An 18602-nucleotide genomic window follows, 5' to 3' on the forward strand; every position below is an offset into this window, starting at 1 on the left:
ATTCATTAGCTTATTAATCCGTGGCCGTACCATCAATAATTTCAATGTATACCGTGCCGGAACCACCGCATATCATGCCTTCACCGGCCACTTCGCACTCCCAGAGAAACGGTGAACCTTTTGTTTTCAGCAGTTCCAAAGCTTTTTGTATGGCCTTGAGTTCAAGGATGCCCCCGCCAACGGTTCCTAAAATCTGGGTATTGGAATATACAAGCATTTTGGCACCCGCCTTCCGGGGAGTGGAACCGCTGGTTTGGCAAAGCGTAACAAGTACCGCCTCACTTCTGTCTCTATAAACATCTATAATAGCTTTTAAAATTTCCCGGTTCATTCCAACAGCCCCCCTTTCACCTCTCTCATGGTCCTGCCGTTTCCGTTATTTTCCCGCGCCACAATTTCGGCTAAAATACTTAAAGCAATTTCAGGGGGCTTTTGACCTCCAAGAGCGAGGCCAATTGGCGCCGCTATCTTGCGCAGATCCTCTCTACTAATCCCCTCGTTTTCAAGTGCTTTAAAAATTGATTTTACCTTGCTCTTGCTCCCAATCATACCGATGTAACGGGCCTGCGAACTAACGACAGATGCAAGACAGGTCTTATCGTACTCGTGCCCGCGAGTAACGATGATAACACTGGTAAAGGGATTTATTTTTTCTTTAATGAATTCTTCCGACCAAACATCATTAAAATCCGCATATATCACTTCATGAGCCCAAGGAAATCGCTGCCTGCTGGCGAAATCCGGTCTATCGTCAATTACTAAAACCTGATATCCCAAGATGGATGCCATCTGGGCCAGCGGCAGGGCTACATGCCCGCCACCGTAAATAATAATCCTTTTTTCCGGGAAATAAGCATCCTCCAAAATGATTGCTTTCGCTTCCTCCGAAAGCCGGTATTCTACTATATCGGTTTGAGAGACCGAGTCTTTAAATATAACCTTGGCCCGTTCTTCCGCCAATTGATTTAAACAGTCTGCCCCCAGTGTTCCGTATTTTATCCCGTTATTACATACCAAAAAGCGGGACCCTTCCGGCAAACCCGATTCTCCTCCGCCATGTATGAGTGTATACATTACAGCCGGCACTCCGCTTTCAATGTTCTCCATTAACTTCTCAAAAATATTCCGCATTAGCTATCACCCCGCGTAAAATCAATTGTACGCTTGCGTCCCGCTTAAAACCCGGACTGCCTCAAGTGCTCCCCGCCCAATAGTCCAGGCCTTATCGGTAACGGAAAAACAAACCTGAGGTTTTTCTTCCGGATGAATATCACCGGCTTTGATACCCTGGTTAACCATAAGCCCGTCCTTTAACAGTCCTCGGATGACTCCCGCAATCTGTGCTCTTACAGGATGACTGCCAACCATAGCCACCACTTGCCCTTTTTTAACTATATCCCCGATCTTTAATTTGGTATCAAATCTGCCATCGGCGGGGGCACGGAGCAGCCTTTCCCGGGTATAACCCAATTTATTACCGGGAATGCCGGTATCAGGTGTTGCCATGCCTTTATAAATGGGCTGCCCAAGCGCAGGCCCTCTTTTAGTTTCAATAACGGCATGTACATCTGAACCCGCTTCAAAACCGGGACCCAGGGCAATCACCACATCCGAGTCGTTTAAGCTTGTTCCCATATTTTTTTTAATCATAGCAGCATCTATGAAAACTGACGGGCGATATTTTTGGAGCGTTTTTTCCCCGCGGGGGTCGACTATAACGGCAATTTCCCCCCGGTCAACAATTTGCATCGCTTTATCAAAGCTATCCGCCAGGCGGCCCCATACACCTTCGATACAAATTTCCCCCTCATAAACCGCCTCTGCAAAAGAAACCATTCTGCGCACACAAGTAGGCTGTTCTATCTCGCTCATTACCACCCGGTACCCGGCTTCTCTGAAAACACAGGCAACACCGCTGGCAAGATCCCCCGCCCCCTTGATTAAAACGTAGTCAAAATTCATTCTGCCGCACTCCTTTCGGATCAAGAAATCATTCCACCATCGTTATTCTCGGCCCTAAATAACGCGGCCAACAATTACCACCATTAGAAGAAAAGTAATCCATCAGCGTTATTGGCACGCACATATAACGGCCTTAAAAAAATATTTTATTATGACTCTTTAAAATGTTTTTCAAACAAAATATCGAGTGTTTCAGCCGCTTCCCGGTTAAAATTCAAGTATTTTTGCATTAATACCCGAGCTTCTTCAGTAAGGGATGAACCACCGCCGGAATTACCACCGATTTCACGCTGCAAAAGCTTAAAACCTAAATTACTCTCAAGCAAATTTATAAGCTTCCATGCTTTGCTGTAAGACATATTTAACTCCTGGGCCGCCATGCTCAAAGAGCCCAGTTTGTCCACCTGACGGAGAAGTTGTAAAGGTCCTTCACCAAAAGCCTTTCCTTCGGTTTCCAGCCAAATCTTATACCGCAGGCGCACCCCATTTCCCCCCAGAAAGCATATTCCCCACAGACTAACTATCTGATTATATTCTACATTATACCCGATTATCCTACCTAAGAAGAAAATTTACCGCCTACCGCAAGGAAATCCTCCGGCCGATCCACGTCCAATAAAATACCGGGGTCATCCACATTAACCCGGCAAACATCCTGATAATGCGCTTTAAGTATAGAGCCGGCCCCCACATCTCCGGAAAGTTTTAGCATTTCGGGGAAAAGCACCTTATCAAACAACACCGGATGCCCGCGTTTACCGCGATAAACGGGGGCCGCAATCAGACATGAGTTTTTCAGATATTGACACAAAATCTCGTTAATGGTTTGCGGACGAATTAGCGGCATGTCCCCGAGAAATACCATTACCGCACTGGTGAAATGCGGTAAGCTGGCTGCAGCCTGCTTAATTGAAGAGCTAATGCCCTCGGAAAAGTTAGTATTTTCAACTATCTTAATTGGATATTTCTGCAATATAGGCATTAGCTTTTCCTTATGATTGCCCACAATCACCGCTACCGTTTTTATATTTGAATTCAAAACGTTTTTAATAACATGCTCTATAACAGGCCGCCCCGATATTTCAAGCATAAGCTTGTTTTTTCCTTTCATTCTGCTTGAATAACCTGCCGCGAGAACTACTGCTTCAACGTGCACCAAAGACATACAACTCCTCTGTTTTTCATTAGTATCAATTACCTTAAAAAATAGCGTCGTTAGTATCGTAAATAACCCTAACCCATTTTCCGAATTTACATGCGCTCTTGAGATTTGACATGTTAATATATATTTCTACTCAAAAAATGTGACCCCTGCAAAAAAAGACATATCCCTCAAACAATGATATGAGGGATATGTCAGGCAACATTGGACAGTCGGAACAGCGAACCTGTTCAGCTAAAGCTGAACAGCGGGGCTTTAGATGGAATTCTACCCCGCCTGATAGGAAGGGCTGTTGCACAACGGGCTAAATAGTTCATAGTGCGGCAGCCTTTTGTAAAGATACCGGATTATTATCGGAATAATTAGCTGCACCCGGGAAAGGGGGGGCGCTCACTACTCTAAGAAAGTAGTTTTACGACACTCCCTTCTGGAATTCGATAAAAATGCTATGGCATTAAAATATTCATAAATGCAGGTTGGTTTGCTATTTGATTGTAATTAATAATCAATATACTTCACTTTCCAATAATAATTTGTTTTCCGCAAACCGTCTAATGGAAAACGGAGTTAAATCTATCGTTTCGTATTTCCCTAAGCGAATAAGTTCTGATACACATTTACCGGCTGCAGGTCCTTGCTGAAATCCATGACCGCTAAAACCTGTGATTAAATAATAACCATTCATATCGGGATGATCGCCAATGATCGCGTTATGGTCTATATAATTATATTCATAGAGACCGGCCCAGCCCCGTCCCAACTTTAGTTGATCAAAATTAGGAGAGCGTTCAGCTAATAAAGGCCATACTTCTTCGTTGAAATAGGATCTGTTTAGAGTAAAATCAAAATTGAAGCTGTTCTCATCCTGCACTGTTTCATTAGACCCCTCACGCGAGCCAATAATAACTTTAAGTCCTTCGCCCTGGAAGTATGTGCCCAGATAGTCAAAAACAAATGGGATATCAGTTTTAAACGGCATTGCTAAGTCGACACAATAAACCTGTTTACGGAAAGGCCGCACCGGTATGTCTATCCCCATTGTCCTACTTATTTCACCGGACCAGGCTCCGGCTGCATTTACCACAATTGGCGCATGATATTCTTCACCGGTTTCCAATTTCACACCCTTTACCTGATGAAGTCCATCGGTCAAAATGGCTTGCACATTCTCGTAAACGTACTCCACTCCTAATCGCTTAGCATGTCTCACATACCACTGCAGAACGCAATAAGGATCCGCATTTCCGCCTTCCACATCAAAAACGGCACCCGTCAAATCATCAACATCCATTTCCGGGACTAAAGACTTTGTTTCTTCAGGAGTCAGTAATTGCACATTTACGCCAAGGCTTTTCTGTACCGTCATGTTATCTTTCAAAATAGATAACGCTTGTTCATTAGCTAAATACAGATAACCATGTTGTTTAAAATCAATCACTGCCAGTTCATCATCCAGAGCCATTTCCTTTTCAAAATTTTTAAATATCTGCACACCGAGTTTGGACATTTGAATATTCCCCGGAATACTGAATGTTTGCCGAAATCCTCCGTAACAGCGTGGAGTAGAGGAATATTCATACATACGATCTTTTTCAAAAACAACTACGCTTCCCGTATATCCGTCTTTGCGTAAGTTGTAGGCTAAACTTGATGCCATGATCCCGCCACCAACAATAATCAAATCATATTTTTTAATCATAACAACCTCCCCGCATAATTTAAAGGAACAAAGATAATAGCTTTTAATTGGTCCAACCAACGTAATCCAATGTTTCGAAAAAAAATATATATTGGTCAGACCATTTAAGACAAAATTCCACCCCAAATTTAATTTCCCTGCCTAACTCAAAAATTTTTTCGTTAAAATGTATTTTTCAAGGCTATAGTTGCAGCAGCTCCACATATCACATGCCCGACATTAATAAGAACCCCTCGGTAATTTAGACTTACGAGGGGTTCTCAATATAAAATCCTATCTATTTGAGAGCGTTTACTATTATGGTAACGGCCTCAATTCTCACCCAATATAATGTTCATTTAAGCTGCTGATAATTCCGGAAAAAATCCTGCCAGGGATCATCGCCGTTGATCCTCCGGAGCGCCTCCGCCATATTGACGCCGCCGGGAGCTACCATGTCCAGTTCCTTCCAAGAGATGGGCATGGATACCCCGGCCCCTTTTCTCGCCCTTAGGGAATAAGGGGCAATGCTGGTAGCGCCTCTGCCGTTGCGAATCCAGTCGATGAATATCTTGTTGCTGCGCTTGGCCTTTCGGACATTGCTTGTATAGCGGTCAGGCCATTTCCGCTCCATCACCCGGGCAATGCGCCTGGCAAAATCATAGAACACATCCCAAGAAACGGCAGGTTTCAAAGGTACGACCACATGGTAGCCTTTACCACCGCTGGTCTTGAGATACGAGTTCAGGGAAAGTTCGTCCAGTACATTTTTCATATCCCGCACTCCCTGACGTACTCTGATCAGATCCATTCCCTCATCCGGGTCCAGATCAAATACCATCAAATCGGGCTTTTCCAGCTCGTCCACACGACTTCCCCAGGTATGAAATTCCAGGGTGCCCATTTGCGCTTCGTATATGAGCCCCAACGGGTTATCAATATAGAAGTAATCTTCCGTTTCTCCTGCACTGGAGGAAACAGAGGTGATAACGATTCCCCGGCTGCCCGGACCGGGATGCTTCTTATAGAAGCAAGCCTGTGCTATGCCCTTGGGACAGCGGACAATGCTGAGGATTCTGTGGCTTACATAGGGCAGCATGCGCTCCGCAACCTCGGTGTAATACCGGATCACATCCCCTTTGGTGATTTCCGGGTCGGTAAAGATCACCTTGTCCGGATTGGTAATCTTAATTCCCTCGATCATGATACTGTTGGCGTTTGCTTCCACGGCACTCTCCGCTTCCCCTGCTTCAATTTCCGTCATGGTGCGTCCGGTTCCGATACTGGTGGTAAGTGTAGAAATCCCCTCGCCGGCTTTGAGGGTACGCATCCTTTTCTTTCAATAAAAGCCGGTTGTTTTTGGTCTCCACCCGCTCTCCAAGCGCACCAGAGTCCACTTTCCCTTAAGCCAGCCTTCGTCCTTTCAATTATTGTTTCCAATTGAATGAAAAAAATCCGCCGGCAGTCGAATACCCTTCCATGCTCATACCGGCAAGCTTAAGCCCCGGCATTTCACTGCAGAAATCGACATTGTTTTTAATATTATTTTGCAGGGAATGTCACAACTCACCAAGAAATATGTAATCCCGAGGTGATACGCAATGTCTCGGGAGGAAATAGTCTTAGAGATAGTACGTCTGCGTGCCAAGATGCATGACCTGGTAAACGTAGGCGCTGATTATGCAAAATTGCTTAAAGCCAGCCAGGAGTTGGACAACTATATAGTCATGTACCACAGGGCTACCGAAGAAATGGCCTATGGCGTTTGAGTATAAATCCCTCATCTGCTTAAATTAATATTTTCAACTTTCTGCCGGTGTCGCGTTGGCGGTATGGATGTCTAAAGAGAGAATAAATTGGATAAGGATGTGAGTTATACTAACGTATCAGACCACCTCCTTGACATATCCTTAACTCCTATCTTTCACAAATACCGAATGCTTGCGGCAACAATGCGATAATGTCTTCCGCCTGCACCTTGCCAAAATACTTTATATAAATGATTTCATTTCCGGACGAAGCAAAGATTTCTTTCCTGATCCCGATCTGCGCTACTATTAGCTTGTCAAAATGCGTGCTATTCAGCTCTTGGACCTTCAATTCCGGGTCTAGATATTCAACATGCCGTTCCATAAGATTGTAAATCAAACTGTCGGCCATAGATGAGAAAAGCAACTTATAATAATTCGTTTCAATGCTTGGAGAATAAGATCCGCTCTTGTCATCCCACATCTCGTTCCGGACAATGCCATGCTCGCTTATCAGGTACTTAACGGGCGCAAGAGGCGACCAAGCATAGCTGACATAATTTCCCCATTCAATACCTCGGATGTTTAACCATTCCTCGCGCTCCAGCCCGGAGTTTTTTTCAATTTCCGCAAGCCGCACCACAGGAAGCTTAACCGATGCTTCCGGCAGGGTATATGATTTGCTCTGAGCAATTTCTACAAGCGGTATGCAGGCGGTTATAAGAGCGATAACAAGGAAGAAGGCGCTTATAGCGCCATTAATCAAACGTGGCTTTAGCCAATTTTCCTGATGGTTGATTGGCCTCCCCTCTAAAAGAGAGTTTTTAAGCCTGCGTAAAACTACGAAATTTCGTATAACAATATAAAAAACATAAATCTCAACGAACATAAGCAGCGGACGCTGAAACCATGATGCCTCCATCAGCGCAAGTATTGGCGTACGCTCAAGAAAGAACATCGGTAACATCATCCCTAGAAAGAGCATCATAAATAGGGATAATGCAATTACCTGATTTCTCAGTCGCCTATTTAATGCCACCAAGGTATAACTTTGTTCCATTGGATCGGTATGAAGCTCCGGATAATTCGCTTCTTCCGGCGATGAGAAGATATAGAGTTCTTTTAAACCGGTGACAAGCTGCCAACCGGATTCTTTGTATATTTCAAGCTGTTTTTCTGTCGGCGCAGGGCTTATAATGTCCATTCTATACTTTGTCTTTTGGGGCTCCCCCTTCTCAAAGACAGCGAAATGAAGCCCTACTTTCCGCAGATGCAGTCCCATCTTAGCCATATCGGAAAACCACGATTCGCTTCTGCCCAGATTCCAGATATCATCCGGTATAAATTTCCTAACTGTTTTACTCATTGTTTTTTCCCCTTTAAATCCGGCACCGTCTTTACCGGGATTAGCAAAGCCTGCTTCCGGCAAGATACATAGATATTAAGCGTTATAGCGGTTTTCCCCGCCGGATAGAAACAAACCATTATTCTCTGCCATTGGACCTACAGTATGTCAAGACCCTAGCGTGAATTTCTCGGTTATCAGCTGCAATAAACCTTGTATCCCCAAGCGCATCAAGACATTCAGCTCATAATAAAGCGGAGACAGCAATCAAAGAAGCACTTGCACCTTATCCGCTGCTATCTTCTCGAATTTTTTACCAGAAAGAATTTCGTTTGTAACAAACTTGCCATCAAAGAAAAGGCTGTACGATGTGAACGGAGCCGGTGCATTTTGTGCTTGTTCCGTTGTTTTAAAGAGAATTGACTTGAAAGGAATACCTTTAGATTTCGCTAAATCCTCTATCAAAGGAACATACTTCGCTGTATACGGACATTGATGGGCATAGTAAAGCACAAACCCTTTGTCTTCGATATGCAAATTTTTCACCTGCGCTTTGAAGCTTGGTCTTGGGGCATCCGCATCAAACGGCAGATAAAGCAGTTCGTAATAAGGCTCAGCAGTGTCGGCAACAAGAAACCCTTTATAGCGCAGGTATTTAGGATCAGAAAGAAACGGCATTTTCTTTTTTGACGACAATATCACCAGGCCTTTTTTCCCTTTTTCTTTACTGTCTTGAATACACTCGTTAAGCAACAGATTGGAATTGCCCCGTCCTTTGAGCTGTCCAGACACCCACAGGCAGTCTATGTACATATATCCACCGGCCTCAATAGGCGACCATGCTTTTTCAGCAGGAATATATTCAATAAAGCATTTGCCCCTGACATTTCCTTTCTTGAACACAAGTCCATCGTCCAGCCTTTCCGCAAGCCATGCTTTCTTAGCAGATACCTGATAATCCTTGTTATTGGAAATTGCGCAACAAATGTGCTCCTGTTCTAAGTTTTCCTTGGTAATCGTAACCAATTCCATCACATTTCCTCCCCGTTATCTTGCTTTTGTCAGGTTTATATTCTTAATCTTTCTCCGCATTATTAAACATCGAGCTCACAAACATACCTCGCACTTATTTTCTGGTTTCACCTTTTTCTTCCGCAGTTTCATTCTCCTCAGCATTTACCATCAACAGGTTCTTCATATTCTTAACACCTTTTCCATCGGCTTACCTTTTGCCAGTTCGTCCACCAACTTGTCTAGCCAGCGTATCTTCTGCATAAGCGAGTCTTCGATTTCCTCGACGCGAACTCCGCAGATTACTCCGGTGATTTTGGAAGCGTTCGGATTGATTTGAGGAGCTTCGGCAAAGAACGTCTCAAAGTCCGCTTCTCTATTAATTTGAGACTGCAATCCCTGTTCATCATAGCCTGTCAGCCATTGAATGACGGTATCGACTTCCGCTTTCGTGCGTCCTTTGCGCAGGGCTTTTTGAATATAGAGAGGGTACACGCCGGAGATCTTCATTTTGTATACACGTTCGTTATTCACGCTTTATCCCTCCACTTGCTGCGGCGCTTCTTCAGCGACGACATTCCAGTTCACGCCGAACTTGTCTGTTACTGCGGCGTGGAACACGCTATAGAAGGTCTCGGTCGGCGGAAGCGTCACCTCGCCGCCCACGCAAAGCGCGTCGAAAATAGCCGTCGCTTCCTTGCCCGTGGCGCCGTGACGGTTAGTTTGATGTTGTCACCATTCTTAGGCGGCGCAGCTTCATCGGCAAACCAGACATTCGTACCGTAAATGACCATCTCGGCGTGCATGACCCTATTATTCATTTAAGTATGTGCTCACCCTGTCCTGAATCAATTGGGCGGTCGTTTCCGCTGTCTTCTGTCCTGTAAAGAAGGCCGCGGTTTCCTCCTGAACAATCGAAATAATCTTCTGGTCCGTTCCGACGTAGGCGTTCGCTTGACTCAGCAGGTTTTCCATATACTCGACATCCTCCTGCGTGGGGGGGTGCAGTGTTATAGATTGAGCTGGAATGCCGTCGTCCTTAATTCTCATTATCCCACCATTTTTTTGTATAGCCTGGGTAAAATTTTGGGCAATCTGGGAAAGCACACTCTTATTAATCGGCATTCCTCCCTGAGTCATCATCTCATCAGAGACCAAAAATTTTAAAAATTCCCAGGCCAGTTCTTGATGGGCTGATTTACTGCTGATCCCATACATGGAGTCCGTGGAAAAGTACACCTTTCCGGGGGGCTTTAAAAGCTGAACACCCTCGCTGAAAATTGCCTTGGCCACTTGCAGGTCCCAAAATCCTTTAAGAGAAGTGAAATTAAAAACCAGGTTACCCCGGGAAGCCATGTCCATAATGTTGGTCTGGGCTATATCCGTATTAACCAGTTTGTGGTCAATCAGATATTTGCTCAAGTTCAGTAAATCAAGAAATTCCCGGCCGGTAAAATTGGCTGTTTTCTTCTCCGGATCGACCAGGCTGTTATAGTTTTCTTTAACCAGAGTCGCAATCAGTCTTTTTTCATCCATCCCGGCCAAGGCATATATCTCCCCGGTTCCCCCGTTTGGGTTATCGTTAATGACCTTTTCCGCCGTCTTGACAAAATCGTTCCAATCCCAGCTGCTATCGTCAATTTGCACCCGGGAATCAGCCAGCAGGGTTCTATCCGCGGCAATCATATCGATAGTGATATTAACCGGCAGCCCATATAGTTTATCTTTATATTCTAAAGCTTTAAAAATATTTTGGTAGTATTTACCGCTGTTGAAGCTTTGATCCGACTGCATCAGCCCGCCCAAGTCAACTAAAAGATGCTTATCCGCATAGGTCTGATAAGGCAGGTTGTTTAATAAGATTATATCGCTGCCCTGTCCGGACATGAGCTGGGTATTCATAGCCGTGACATATTTTTCAATATCGCCGGGCTCCGCCGCCTTGACACCTTCGCCTTTTTCCAAAGTACTGGAGGTGTATTCTTTCACTTCCACACTAACGCCGGGATGAAGTTCCTCAAACTTTTTCACTGCCGTATCCAGGTACGTATCTTTGCTCACTACCGCAATGGTCAGGGAATCAGGATTATTATCTTCCCCGGCAGGCTGAGTATTACCGCAGCCGGCGGTAAATAGCCCCAGGCCGAGGACCAGTAGCAGGCTTAGGACAACTCCGCATTTGTTTTTGATCATCAAAACACCCCTTCTCTTTGAAGCAAGTTTTTAATGCAGATGGAGATTATTTTACTCCATCTGAATTCTAGAACTGCCAATGCATGACTTAACTGTGTGCCCGGAGGGTATTGGCGTTTGACTCCCGCCGTTAGCGGTCAGGGGACACACCTCTTCACCCTTCACCCTCCGGGTACACAGCGGGCACACAGCAAGGAATGTCCCCAATTATGCGGGAGACTTACGCCAAGTTAGTCAGGTGAAGTATTCAGAATTAAGGAGCCGGAATTCAGTAGGGATTTGACCCCAAAAGATTTTCTAACTTGACTGCTGTCTAATGACTCCTGAATTCTAACTTCCGGATTGACTACTGACTACTGACGTTCACCTCACTTTCTTGATCGAAAAAATGGGCCTTGGACATATTAAAGCCCACCCTGACTTCCTGTCCGGTTTCGGCGCGCAGCTCCGGACTCACCCTGACAACCACCTCTCTGCCGGCTATCATTACATAATGGTAAGTTTCAGCCCCTCTCAATTCGGTAAACTCCAGCCTCCCGCGCAAAGCACACTCGGGATGGCGCTCCAAAAAGTCTCCGCTGCCGCAGAGATGCTCCGCTCTTATCCCCAGGACCATTTTCCGGTTCAAATACCCCTGCTCTTTTAACCTTTGTCCCCCGGCAGTGGGAACAGGCAGCAAGGCGTCGGCCAGTTTGGCAAAGACACAGCCGTTTTGCTCGATAATTAAAACTTCCAGAAAGTTCATCCCGGGACTGCCGAGAAAACCGGCCACAAACATATTAACCGGGTGATCATAGATATATTGCGGGCTGTCAATTTGCTGGATCAGGCCATCCTTCATCACCACGATTCTGGTGCCCATGGTCATGGCTTCGGTTTGATCATGGGTTACATAGACAAAAGTTGTCTGCAGATTTTTATGGAGTTTGGCAATTTCTATTCTCATCTGGGTTCTCAACTGAGCATCCAGGTTGGACAGAGGCTCATCCATCAGGAAAACCTTGGGTTTCCTGACAATGGCCCGTCCCAGGGCCACCCTTTGCCTTTGCCCACCGGAAAGTTCCTTGGGTTTGCGTTTCAGAAGATCTTCAAGGGCAAGAATCCTGGCCGCTTCCTGCACATTCTTCCTGATTTCAGCCTTGGGTATCTTCCTCAACTTAAGCCCAAAAGCCATATTGTCATAGACCGATAGATGGGGATAAAGAGCATAATTTTGAAAAACCATAGCGATATCCCGGTCCTTGGCGGCCACGTCATTAACCAGCCGGTCAGCAATATACAATTCACCGGATGAGATTTCCTCCAACCCGGCAATCATCCTTAAGACGGTTGTTTTGCCACACCCGGAGGGGCCTACCAGGATTAAGAATTCTTGATCCTTTATTTCCAGAGAGAAATCCCTGACTGCCGTAACCCCGCCGGGGTAGGTCTTAGATAGATTTTTCAGATATAAACTCGCCATCCGCCGCCCTCCTATAAATTGGGACCATTCCTATTATTGGGGACATTCCCGTTATTGGGGACATTCCTGTCCACATAGAAATGCCCAAGCTTCAGCAGGTGTGTCCCCTGACCTTAACCACGGTTAAAAATACAGAACCGAATACCAGCAACACCTCCCCGCTCTCTATGACGGGAGGCATTTTTATTATCAACAGCAAGGCAGTGCCCAAACTTAAGGCGGCCGGCAGGAAAACGCTGCAAAACACTTCAACTTTGAGCAGTTTTTCCTGCAGCAGCCTGATCTGGTAAAGCCCCAGCAAGAACAGCGGCCAACCAAGGAAGATGTTTAAAAACAAGTTCCAGTTCCGGATGGTATTAAGGATATTCAACTGCACTTCTCCGGGCGGCGCTGTGTATCCGGCGCTTTGCAGTCCGGTTTGAATCCTGTTTTTAATGAGTTCGACCCAAAATGAAACATCAATAAGCTCGTTGGGTATGTTTTCCGGCGGAATATATAAGCTAAATCTGATTAATTTCCATAGCAGCAGCATCACTGCAACAAGCGCTGACACCTCCGCCATACCAAGCACAAGCTTGACGGTGTCCCCCTTGATTATCTCCGACCAATATTTATCCCGGAGCCTCAGGCGGCAGAAATGATAAATACCCTTTATTTTTCGTCTGAGCAGCCCCAAAAGCATCACCATGGCCACCGCCCCCGCCACGAAATTGCGCAGCAGGTTCTCTTGTTCCATCAGGAGATCCGCCACGTTATAATCAATGATTTTGTAGCTGGTGGGGTCCTGGCCGATGGAAGCCAGGGCTGTTCCTAAAACGGCGGCGTTGAGACCCGTGGTGCCGGCATCCTTTGTTGCCACTTCCAATGAGGTTATTTTGCAATCTTCCTCCAGTTCCAACAGTATTTTCACCGGTATGTACACTGTGCCGTATCCCCTGTCCGTCAGAGTCCCGATCAGGGAATGCTCAGCCCCGGCCACCCCGACTATTTTGAATTTCCGGCCATAAAGTTCTATCTCCAGGCCCACCACATTGCAGTTCTGAAAAAGAGCCTGAGCCAGATCTTCATTGATTACAGCGACCGGCTGGTTCTCCTGTTCAAAAGTTAAAAAACAGCCCGATCGCAAGTTTATTTGATGGAATTGATCATACCTGTCATTCACCCCCAGCACCTGAGCCTGACTCTGGTTTTTTTGATAGGCGGCGGAAGTTAAAGCCTCCATGGCGTAAGCCAGATCATAGTCCCGGAGGTTGTATTGGGTAAGCTGCCGCATATCTTGCAGAGAAAAAGAGCCTTCTTCCGGCTGATTGGAGTTGCTCAGCCAGGTAGCGGTGATTTTGTTGGTTTTATGCAGGCCGCCAAGATCCGCCAATTTAGCGGGCAGGGACGACCCCAGAACAGTGCTCCAGGTTAAAACCAATAGGCCCAGGGCCAGCATAAGATAAGCCGGATAGGCTGATTGGGCCGGTTTCAATTTGCCGCCTCCTTCAGAACTCTATCCCCGTCCTCCACCGGCTTATTGCTTTGCATCACCACTTCGCCCAGCACCATATCTGTGAGAGCGGACTTTTCATTATCGCTGTCTTCCACATTGACTTCCACCTTTTGCAAATAGTTCTCCGTACCCAAAGGTCCTTTTCTTGATTCCAGAACGAAGACATAGGAGCCGCCGCTGTCGTCATAAACCGCCCTGTTAGGTACGAGGTTGGCGTAAGGCTTTGTTTTTTTGCTTAAATAAATTTCTCCCTTTTCGCCGCCTGTCAGGCCTTCCAGAGACACGTCGATCCACAAATCCTTTTCATCCCCCTCGTGCCGGCTGTTTTTCACGATCTTGTCGATTTTGCCCTCGGTTTTTTTATCCCCCAGGGAGAGAATATTAACACTTACCGTATCTCCGGGTTTGACGTAATCAACCAAATCATTGTCAATGGGCACGATCAGCCGGAAGCCCTGCCCTAGATCAGCTAATTTAAACAGGGGCAGGGAGTTGTTGGTCATAGCCCCTTCGGCAAAGTTCAGTTCTGTGATCAGGCCGTCCACGGGCGCTGTATACACGCCGTTATTGGCCACCTGTTGGGCCAGGGCATCCGCCTTTCTGGTCATGTTTTCCACCTGTTTGGCCATGCTTTCCACCTTCCTGGCTTGTATTTCCAGATTAAGCTGAATGTCTTCACAGTTTCTTTTCGCGTCCGCCAGGTTCTTTTTGGCATTTTGCAGGTTTACCGCCGTTTCGGCTTTATTATCAAACAGGTACTTAAGGTTATCGTAATCCCTTTGTTTTTGCGCCTGCTCTTCCCGGGCCCCCGCCAGCGAAAGCTGCAGTTGCTGATAGTGGGCCTGTTCATCCAGATAATTGGCCTTTTGGATGTCTACCTCCAGACTAAGGGTGTCTACCTCCAAGTTAAGGCTGTCTACCTCCAAGCTAAGGATGGGCTGGCCTTTGCTGACCCTGTCCCCCTGCTCCACCAGGACCTCCTTTACTCGCAAATTGGCATCTGCGTATTCCTCCCGGGTTGATTTGACCTCGACCGTCCCTGCGCCGAATATTTCTTTGATTAAAGCCCCGTTCGTCGGCCGGACCGTTTGGACCCTGGGCAGAGCAAAGTTATTGATGGTATTGGAGAAGAAAGTTAACCCGATCATCGCTATTAGGAACAGCAGGCTTAAGCGCCCGATTATTTTTTTTCTTTGCGCATCATCCGCAATTGCTTGATTCTGCAATTTTCCGTCTCCCTCCCTGAGCTGGTGCAGCGATACAATAGCCCTTGTAGAGTAAGTGTGCAAGAATTCATATGACAAGTCACCAGTTGCTCAGCCTTTGATTCCGGAAAGCCGAATCCCCTCCAGCAAGTATTTTTCAGCGTAAAGGAAGTTCAGCAGCACCGGCAGCATGTATAAAGTGGACGCGGCAAAGGCCAGTCCTTTTTCACCGTCGATGATTCTGGAAAGATAGAGTGAAAGAGGCTGTTTGGCCGCATCCTGTAAAAAAATCAACGGCTGTTCGACCATGTTCCAGTTATCGATAAAAATAAGTATGGCCATGGCTGCTATGCCGGCCCTGGACATGGGCAGGATGATTTTAAGGAAAATCTGGAGCTGGTTGGCTCCGTCCACTCGGGCTGCTTCAATATAGGAGTCCGGTATCTGCTCCATATACTGTTTTAAAAGAAATACGCCAAAAGTGCTGAAGATGCCGGGAAAGATAATGGACCAGCGGCTATTAAGCAGACCCAACTGGCCGGCCATTAAATAATTGGGCACCAGGGTTACCTGGAATGGCATCAGCATTACAATGATATACAAGAAAAATAAGAAATTCCTGCCTCTAAACTTCAGTTTGGCAAAGGCATAGGCAGCCAGGGTGGCCACAATCGTTTGCCCGATGACGATAGGGAAGGTAAGCAGCACGGAATTCCAGAACATGAAAAGGAACTGGGTCTTTTTGATGAGTACGTTATAATACTGCTTCAGCACCACCACGTCGGGGATAAGCTGTAACCGGGCGAAGTGACTCGCGGTGTCATCGTTATAGCTGCTTAAATTTTTGTCCGTCACCGGGTCATAATTATCGGCGATTTCCTGTTCACTCATGAATGAATTGGTGACGGTTACAGCCAGGGGAAACATGAATATGACAGCCAGTACCAGTAAAACTGTAATATGGAGTATTTTTGTCATCTGACGGTTTAGATTCAACACGTTCATTCCTTTTAATTAATCATGTTGGTGATTTTTCTCTCCACGATAAAAAGCAGTAAAACAACGGCTACGATAAAGACAGCCATAATGAAGGCCGCGGAAGTCAATTTTTGATAATCCAGGGCCATGAACATATTGTTCATGTAGTGCTGCAGCATATAGATGCTGTTATGGGGATATTCCCCGGAGATAAGGTACGTCTCCCGGAAAACCTTGAAGGAATTGATAATCGAGATAACAAAAACAAAAAAAGTCGTGGGGGTCAAATAAACCAGGGTGATCCGGAAAAATTCCTGCCGGCGGCCGGCCCCGTCTATCCTGGCCGCTTCGTAGTATTCAACCGGTATATTTTGCAATCCGGCCAGAAACAGGATTACGCTGTAACCAATGTTTTTCCATAAATAAACTACCAGGACCACCACCCTGGACCAGTTGGTTTTCATCCAGTCCACGGGTGGGTGACCCAAGGCATGGATCAGGGAATTTAAAACACCGTTTAAATCAAAAAAAGCCTGCCAAACCAGGACTACCGAGGCTACGGGTACCACCAGAGGAGTGATCATGATGGTGCGAAACAGGTTCCGGCCCTGTAATTTTTGGTTCAATAACCAGGCCACTCCCAGAGAGAGAATCATATTAAGAGGTACACAGATTAAAGTAAACTTGGCTGTATTCGCCAGGGCTGTTAAAAAGCTCGGGTTTTTTAACAAAGCGCCGTAATTATGTAATCCGACAAAAGTACCGTTAATGGGACTGTCCACCAGGGAATAGTAAAAGCCGGCGACAAACGGGAGCAAGTAAAAAAGAGCAAAACCCAGCAGGCTGGGCCCGAGGAAAAGCCAGGCCAGGCAGTCGTTATTAGTTTTTAATTTTCCAGTTCTCATCTTTACCACCTTAATCGTGATGGACCAAACAACGGCTTAATCGGAATTCCGAGCAATCGAACGCCCGAATATTAAAAGCCTGTCCGATTCGGCAATCTCATCTTACCGAAATCAGGCAGGCGATGTTGGAATTTCAACTTATCAAAATCTTAATAAATTCTTATGAAGACCTTATTATTTTCCTAAATGATTATCCCTTTAGCTCAGTATCACCTTTGCCCCGGAACCAGTGTTGGGCACATTATTTATACAAACTGATGTAATTCCGCTATCGTTTTAATCATCGTCGTTCCAAAGGTGGATTGTCTAACCACCTTTTATCGTGTTGCCTCGAAACGTTCTCAGTTACCTTTGCCGGGCTGACGTTGTAAGCATTTTTTCCTATACTATTGTATACGGCTAAGGCATCGGTAATATTATACCGCTCCGAATGGTGATCCCCTTTCGCACCGGCTGAAATCAGAATATATTCCCGGTTACCCACTTTGGCGAGACTCGCGAGACATAGACCGGCTTCATGGGTATATCCGGTTTTTCCTCCTAAAACTTCCCCACCGATAATGTTCCGATTGTTGAGTTCTTCAAACATGATATTGTAAAAGGTTATCCCGCCGGGATGCTTATTCGTAGGTGGTGTGGAATGACGGGATGAAGTAAAAATCTCCCGATAAGCATCATTTTGCAAAGCATAGCTTAGAAGAATAGCCAGATCTTTGACTGTTGTGTAGTGATTTATACTGTGAAGTCCGGTTGAATTCTCAAAATGTGTGTTGTGCATGCCGAGATCCGCCGCTTTCTGATTCATTATTTTTACGAAATTCTGTTCTGATCCCGCAATCTGATCAGCAAGTCCAATACAGCACTCCGCACCGCTCGGCAGCATCACCCCATATAACAGATCAATGGCCCTGACCTGCTCACCCGGCTGGAAACCGGCCATAGATGCATCTGCTTCTGACAGACCCTGAAACACAGAATTGGTAAGTACGATTTCTTTTTTCAAATCAGGCAAGTTTTCTATTGCGACAATGGCTGTCATCATCTTTGTTAAAGAAGCGGGATAGATTTTTTCTTCACTGTTTTTCTGCATCTGAATGGTATGATCTTTTAAATTGATCAGAATCGCATTAGAACTGTTCAGTTTATCGGAAGATATGGTAACAGAGGATTCGGGTTCTAGCTTCAACGATGGAACCGGTGTTGTTCTATCGTCAGAAGAATCGGGTGTTATCTTTAAGAAAGAATATAACGAGGTTTTATCGTCATATCCTTCTTCAAAAATGTGCCTGTATACTGGAATAATGATGGATTTATAGACAAGAGCGGCCATAACACCCATCAACAGAAATGTTACCAATATACGTATTCCCGGCTTTTTCTTTCTTAATTTTCGTACCATAATAAAACAGCTCCTTATTCTGTGCTAATATTATTCAACCACAGAACAAGGAGCTATAT

18 protein-coding genes and 1 pseudogene are annotated in these 18602 nt (G+C 45.7%); 1 reads left to right on the plus strand and 18 read right to left on the minus strand.

Going from position 1 to position 18602, the window contains the following annotated elements; all coding sequences use genetic code 11:
- Positions 1-13: 13 nt before the first annotated feature.
- From ABDB91_RS13405 to ligD, 7 genes and pseudogenes are all read right to left on the minus strand, one after another.
- Positions 14-331 (minus strand): XdhC family protein, encoded by a 318-nt coding sequence (locus ABDB91_RS13405; RefSeq protein WP_347488215.1) that lies wholly within the window; start codon positions 329-331, stop codon positions 14-16.
- Positions 328-1131, minus strand: coding sequence for an XdhC/CoxI family protein (locus ABDB91_RS13410; RefSeq protein ID WP_347488216.1), 804 nt, complete (start codon positions 1129-1131; stop codon positions 328-330). Before ABDB91_RS13410 ends, ABDB91_RS13405 begins: the two co-directional genes overlap by 4 nt.
- 21 nt (positions 1132-1152) lie before the next feature.
- Positions 1153-1962 carry a selenium-dependent molybdenum cofactor biosynthesis protein YqeB gene (gene yqeB / locus ABDB91_RS13415; RefSeq protein ID WP_347488217.1) on the minus strand — a complete coding sequence of 270 codons (810 nt, stop codon included), beginning with the start codon at positions 1960-1962 and terminating at the stop codon, positions 1153-1155.
- Between the two features lie 149 nt (positions 1963-2111).
- Positions 2112-2444 (minus strand): LysR family transcriptional regulator, encoded by a 333-nt coding sequence (locus tag ABDB91_RS13420; RefSeq protein ID WP_347488218.1) that lies wholly within the window; start codon positions 2442-2444, stop codon positions 2112-2114.
- Positions 2445-2521: 77 nt separating this feature from the next.
- On the minus strand, positions 2522-3127 hold the full coding sequence (locus tag ABDB91_RS13425) for a nucleotidyltransferase family protein (RefSeq protein ID WP_347488219.1): 606 nt from the start codon (positions 3125-3127) through the stop codon (positions 2522-2524).
- 502 nt (positions 3128-3629) lie between these two features.
- Positions 3630-4823, minus strand: a complete 1194-nt coding sequence (locus ABDB91_RS13430) for an FAD-binding oxidoreductase (RefSeq protein ID WP_347488220.1) — start codon at positions 4821-4823, stop codon at positions 3630-3632.
- A gap of 334 nt (positions 4824-5157) precedes the next feature.
- Positions 5158-6030, minus strand: a pseudogene (gene ligD, locus ABDB91_RS13435) (non-homologous end-joining DNA ligase); the annotation flags it as partial.
- 373 nt (positions 6031-6403) lie between these two features.
- On the opposite strand from ligD, the gene ABDB91_RS13440 reads away from it, so the two are divergent.
- The gene (locus ABDB91_RS13440; RefSeq protein ID WP_347488221.1) at positions 6404-6571 is read left to right on the plus strand and encodes an aspartyl-phosphate phosphatase Spo0E family protein; all 168 of its coding nucleotides are present in this window, start codon (positions 6404-6406) and stop codon (positions 6569-6571) included.
- Between the two features lie 148 nt (positions 6572-6719).
- On the opposite strand, the gene ABDB91_RS13445 is transcribed toward ABDB91_RS13440, so the two are convergent.
- The 11 genes from ABDB91_RS13445 to ABDB91_RS13495 all read right to left on the minus strand — a co-directional run bounded on the left by ABDB91_RS13445 (position 6720) and on the right by ABDB91_RS13495 (position 18543).
- Positions 6720-7916, minus strand: a complete 1197-nt coding sequence (locus ABDB91_RS13445) for a DUF2812 domain-containing protein (protein ID WP_347488222.1) — start codon at positions 7914-7916, stop codon at positions 6720-6722.
- A 246-nt stretch (positions 7917-8162) separates the two neighbouring features.
- A complete protein-coding gene (locus tag ABDB91_RS13450; RefSeq protein WP_347488223.1) occupies positions 8163-8927 on the minus strand; it encodes a YoaP domain-containing protein in 765 nt (254 codons plus the stop codon).
- A 162-nt stretch (positions 8928-9089) separates the two neighbouring features.
- A complete protein-coding gene (locus tag ABDB91_RS13455) occupies positions 9090-9440 on the minus strand; it encodes a DUF2200 domain-containing protein (protein WP_347488224.1) in 351 nt (116 codons plus the stop codon).
- A gap of 3 nt (positions 9441-9443) precedes the next feature.
- Entirely contained in the window at positions 9444-9572 is a 129-nt protein-coding gene (locus ABDB91_RS13460; RefSeq protein ID WP_347488225.1) for a hypothetical protein, read from the minus strand.
- Positions 9573-9719: 147 nt separating this feature from the next.
- Complete coding sequence (locus ABDB91_RS13465; RefSeq protein WP_347488226.1) at positions 9720-11099, minus strand: extracellular solute-binding protein; 1380 nt, start codon at positions 11097-11099, stop codon at positions 9720-9722.
- 346 nt (positions 11100-11445) lie between these two features.
- Positions 11446-12561, minus strand: coding sequence for a sn-glycerol-3-phosphate ABC transporter ATP-binding protein UgpC (ugpC, locus tag ABDB91_RS13470; RefSeq protein WP_347488227.1), 1116 nt, complete (start codon positions 12559-12561; stop codon positions 11446-11448).
- Between the two features lie 91 nt (positions 12562-12652).
- Positions 12653-14035: an ABC transporter permease gene (locus ABDB91_RS13475; RefSeq protein ID WP_347488228.1), complete on the minus strand. Its 1383-nt coding sequence runs from the start codon at positions 14033-14035 to the stop codon at positions 12653-12655.
- Entirely contained in the window at positions 14032-15282 is a 1251-nt protein-coding gene (locus ABDB91_RS13480; protein ID WP_347488229.1) for an efflux RND transporter periplasmic adaptor subunit, read from the minus strand. The genes ABDB91_RS13475 and ABDB91_RS13480 overlap by 4 nt, the downstream gene beginning before the upstream one ends.
- Before the next feature lie 90 nt (positions 15283-15372).
- Positions 15373-16257, minus strand: coding sequence for a carbohydrate ABC transporter permease (locus ABDB91_RS13485; RefSeq protein ID WP_347491609.1), 885 nt, complete (start codon positions 16255-16257; stop codon positions 15373-15375).
- 14 nt (positions 16258-16271) lie between these two features.
- The gene (locus ABDB91_RS13490) at positions 16272-17144 is read right to left on the minus strand and encodes a sugar ABC transporter permease (protein WP_347488230.1); all 873 of its coding nucleotides are present in this window, start codon (positions 17142-17144) and stop codon (positions 16272-16274) included.
- Positions 17145-17424: 280 nt separating this feature from the next.
- On the minus strand, positions 17425-18543 hold the full coding sequence (locus ABDB91_RS13495; RefSeq protein ID WP_347488231.1) for a D-alanyl-D-alanine carboxypeptidase: 1119 nt from the start codon (positions 18541-18543) through the stop codon (positions 17425-17427).
- Positions 18544-18602: the final 59 nt, after the last annotated feature.

This window comes from Desulfoscipio sp. XC116 (assembly GCF_039851975.1).
Lineage (GTDB): Bacteria > Bacillota > Desulfotomaculia > Desulfotomaculales > Desulfallaceae > Sporotomaculum.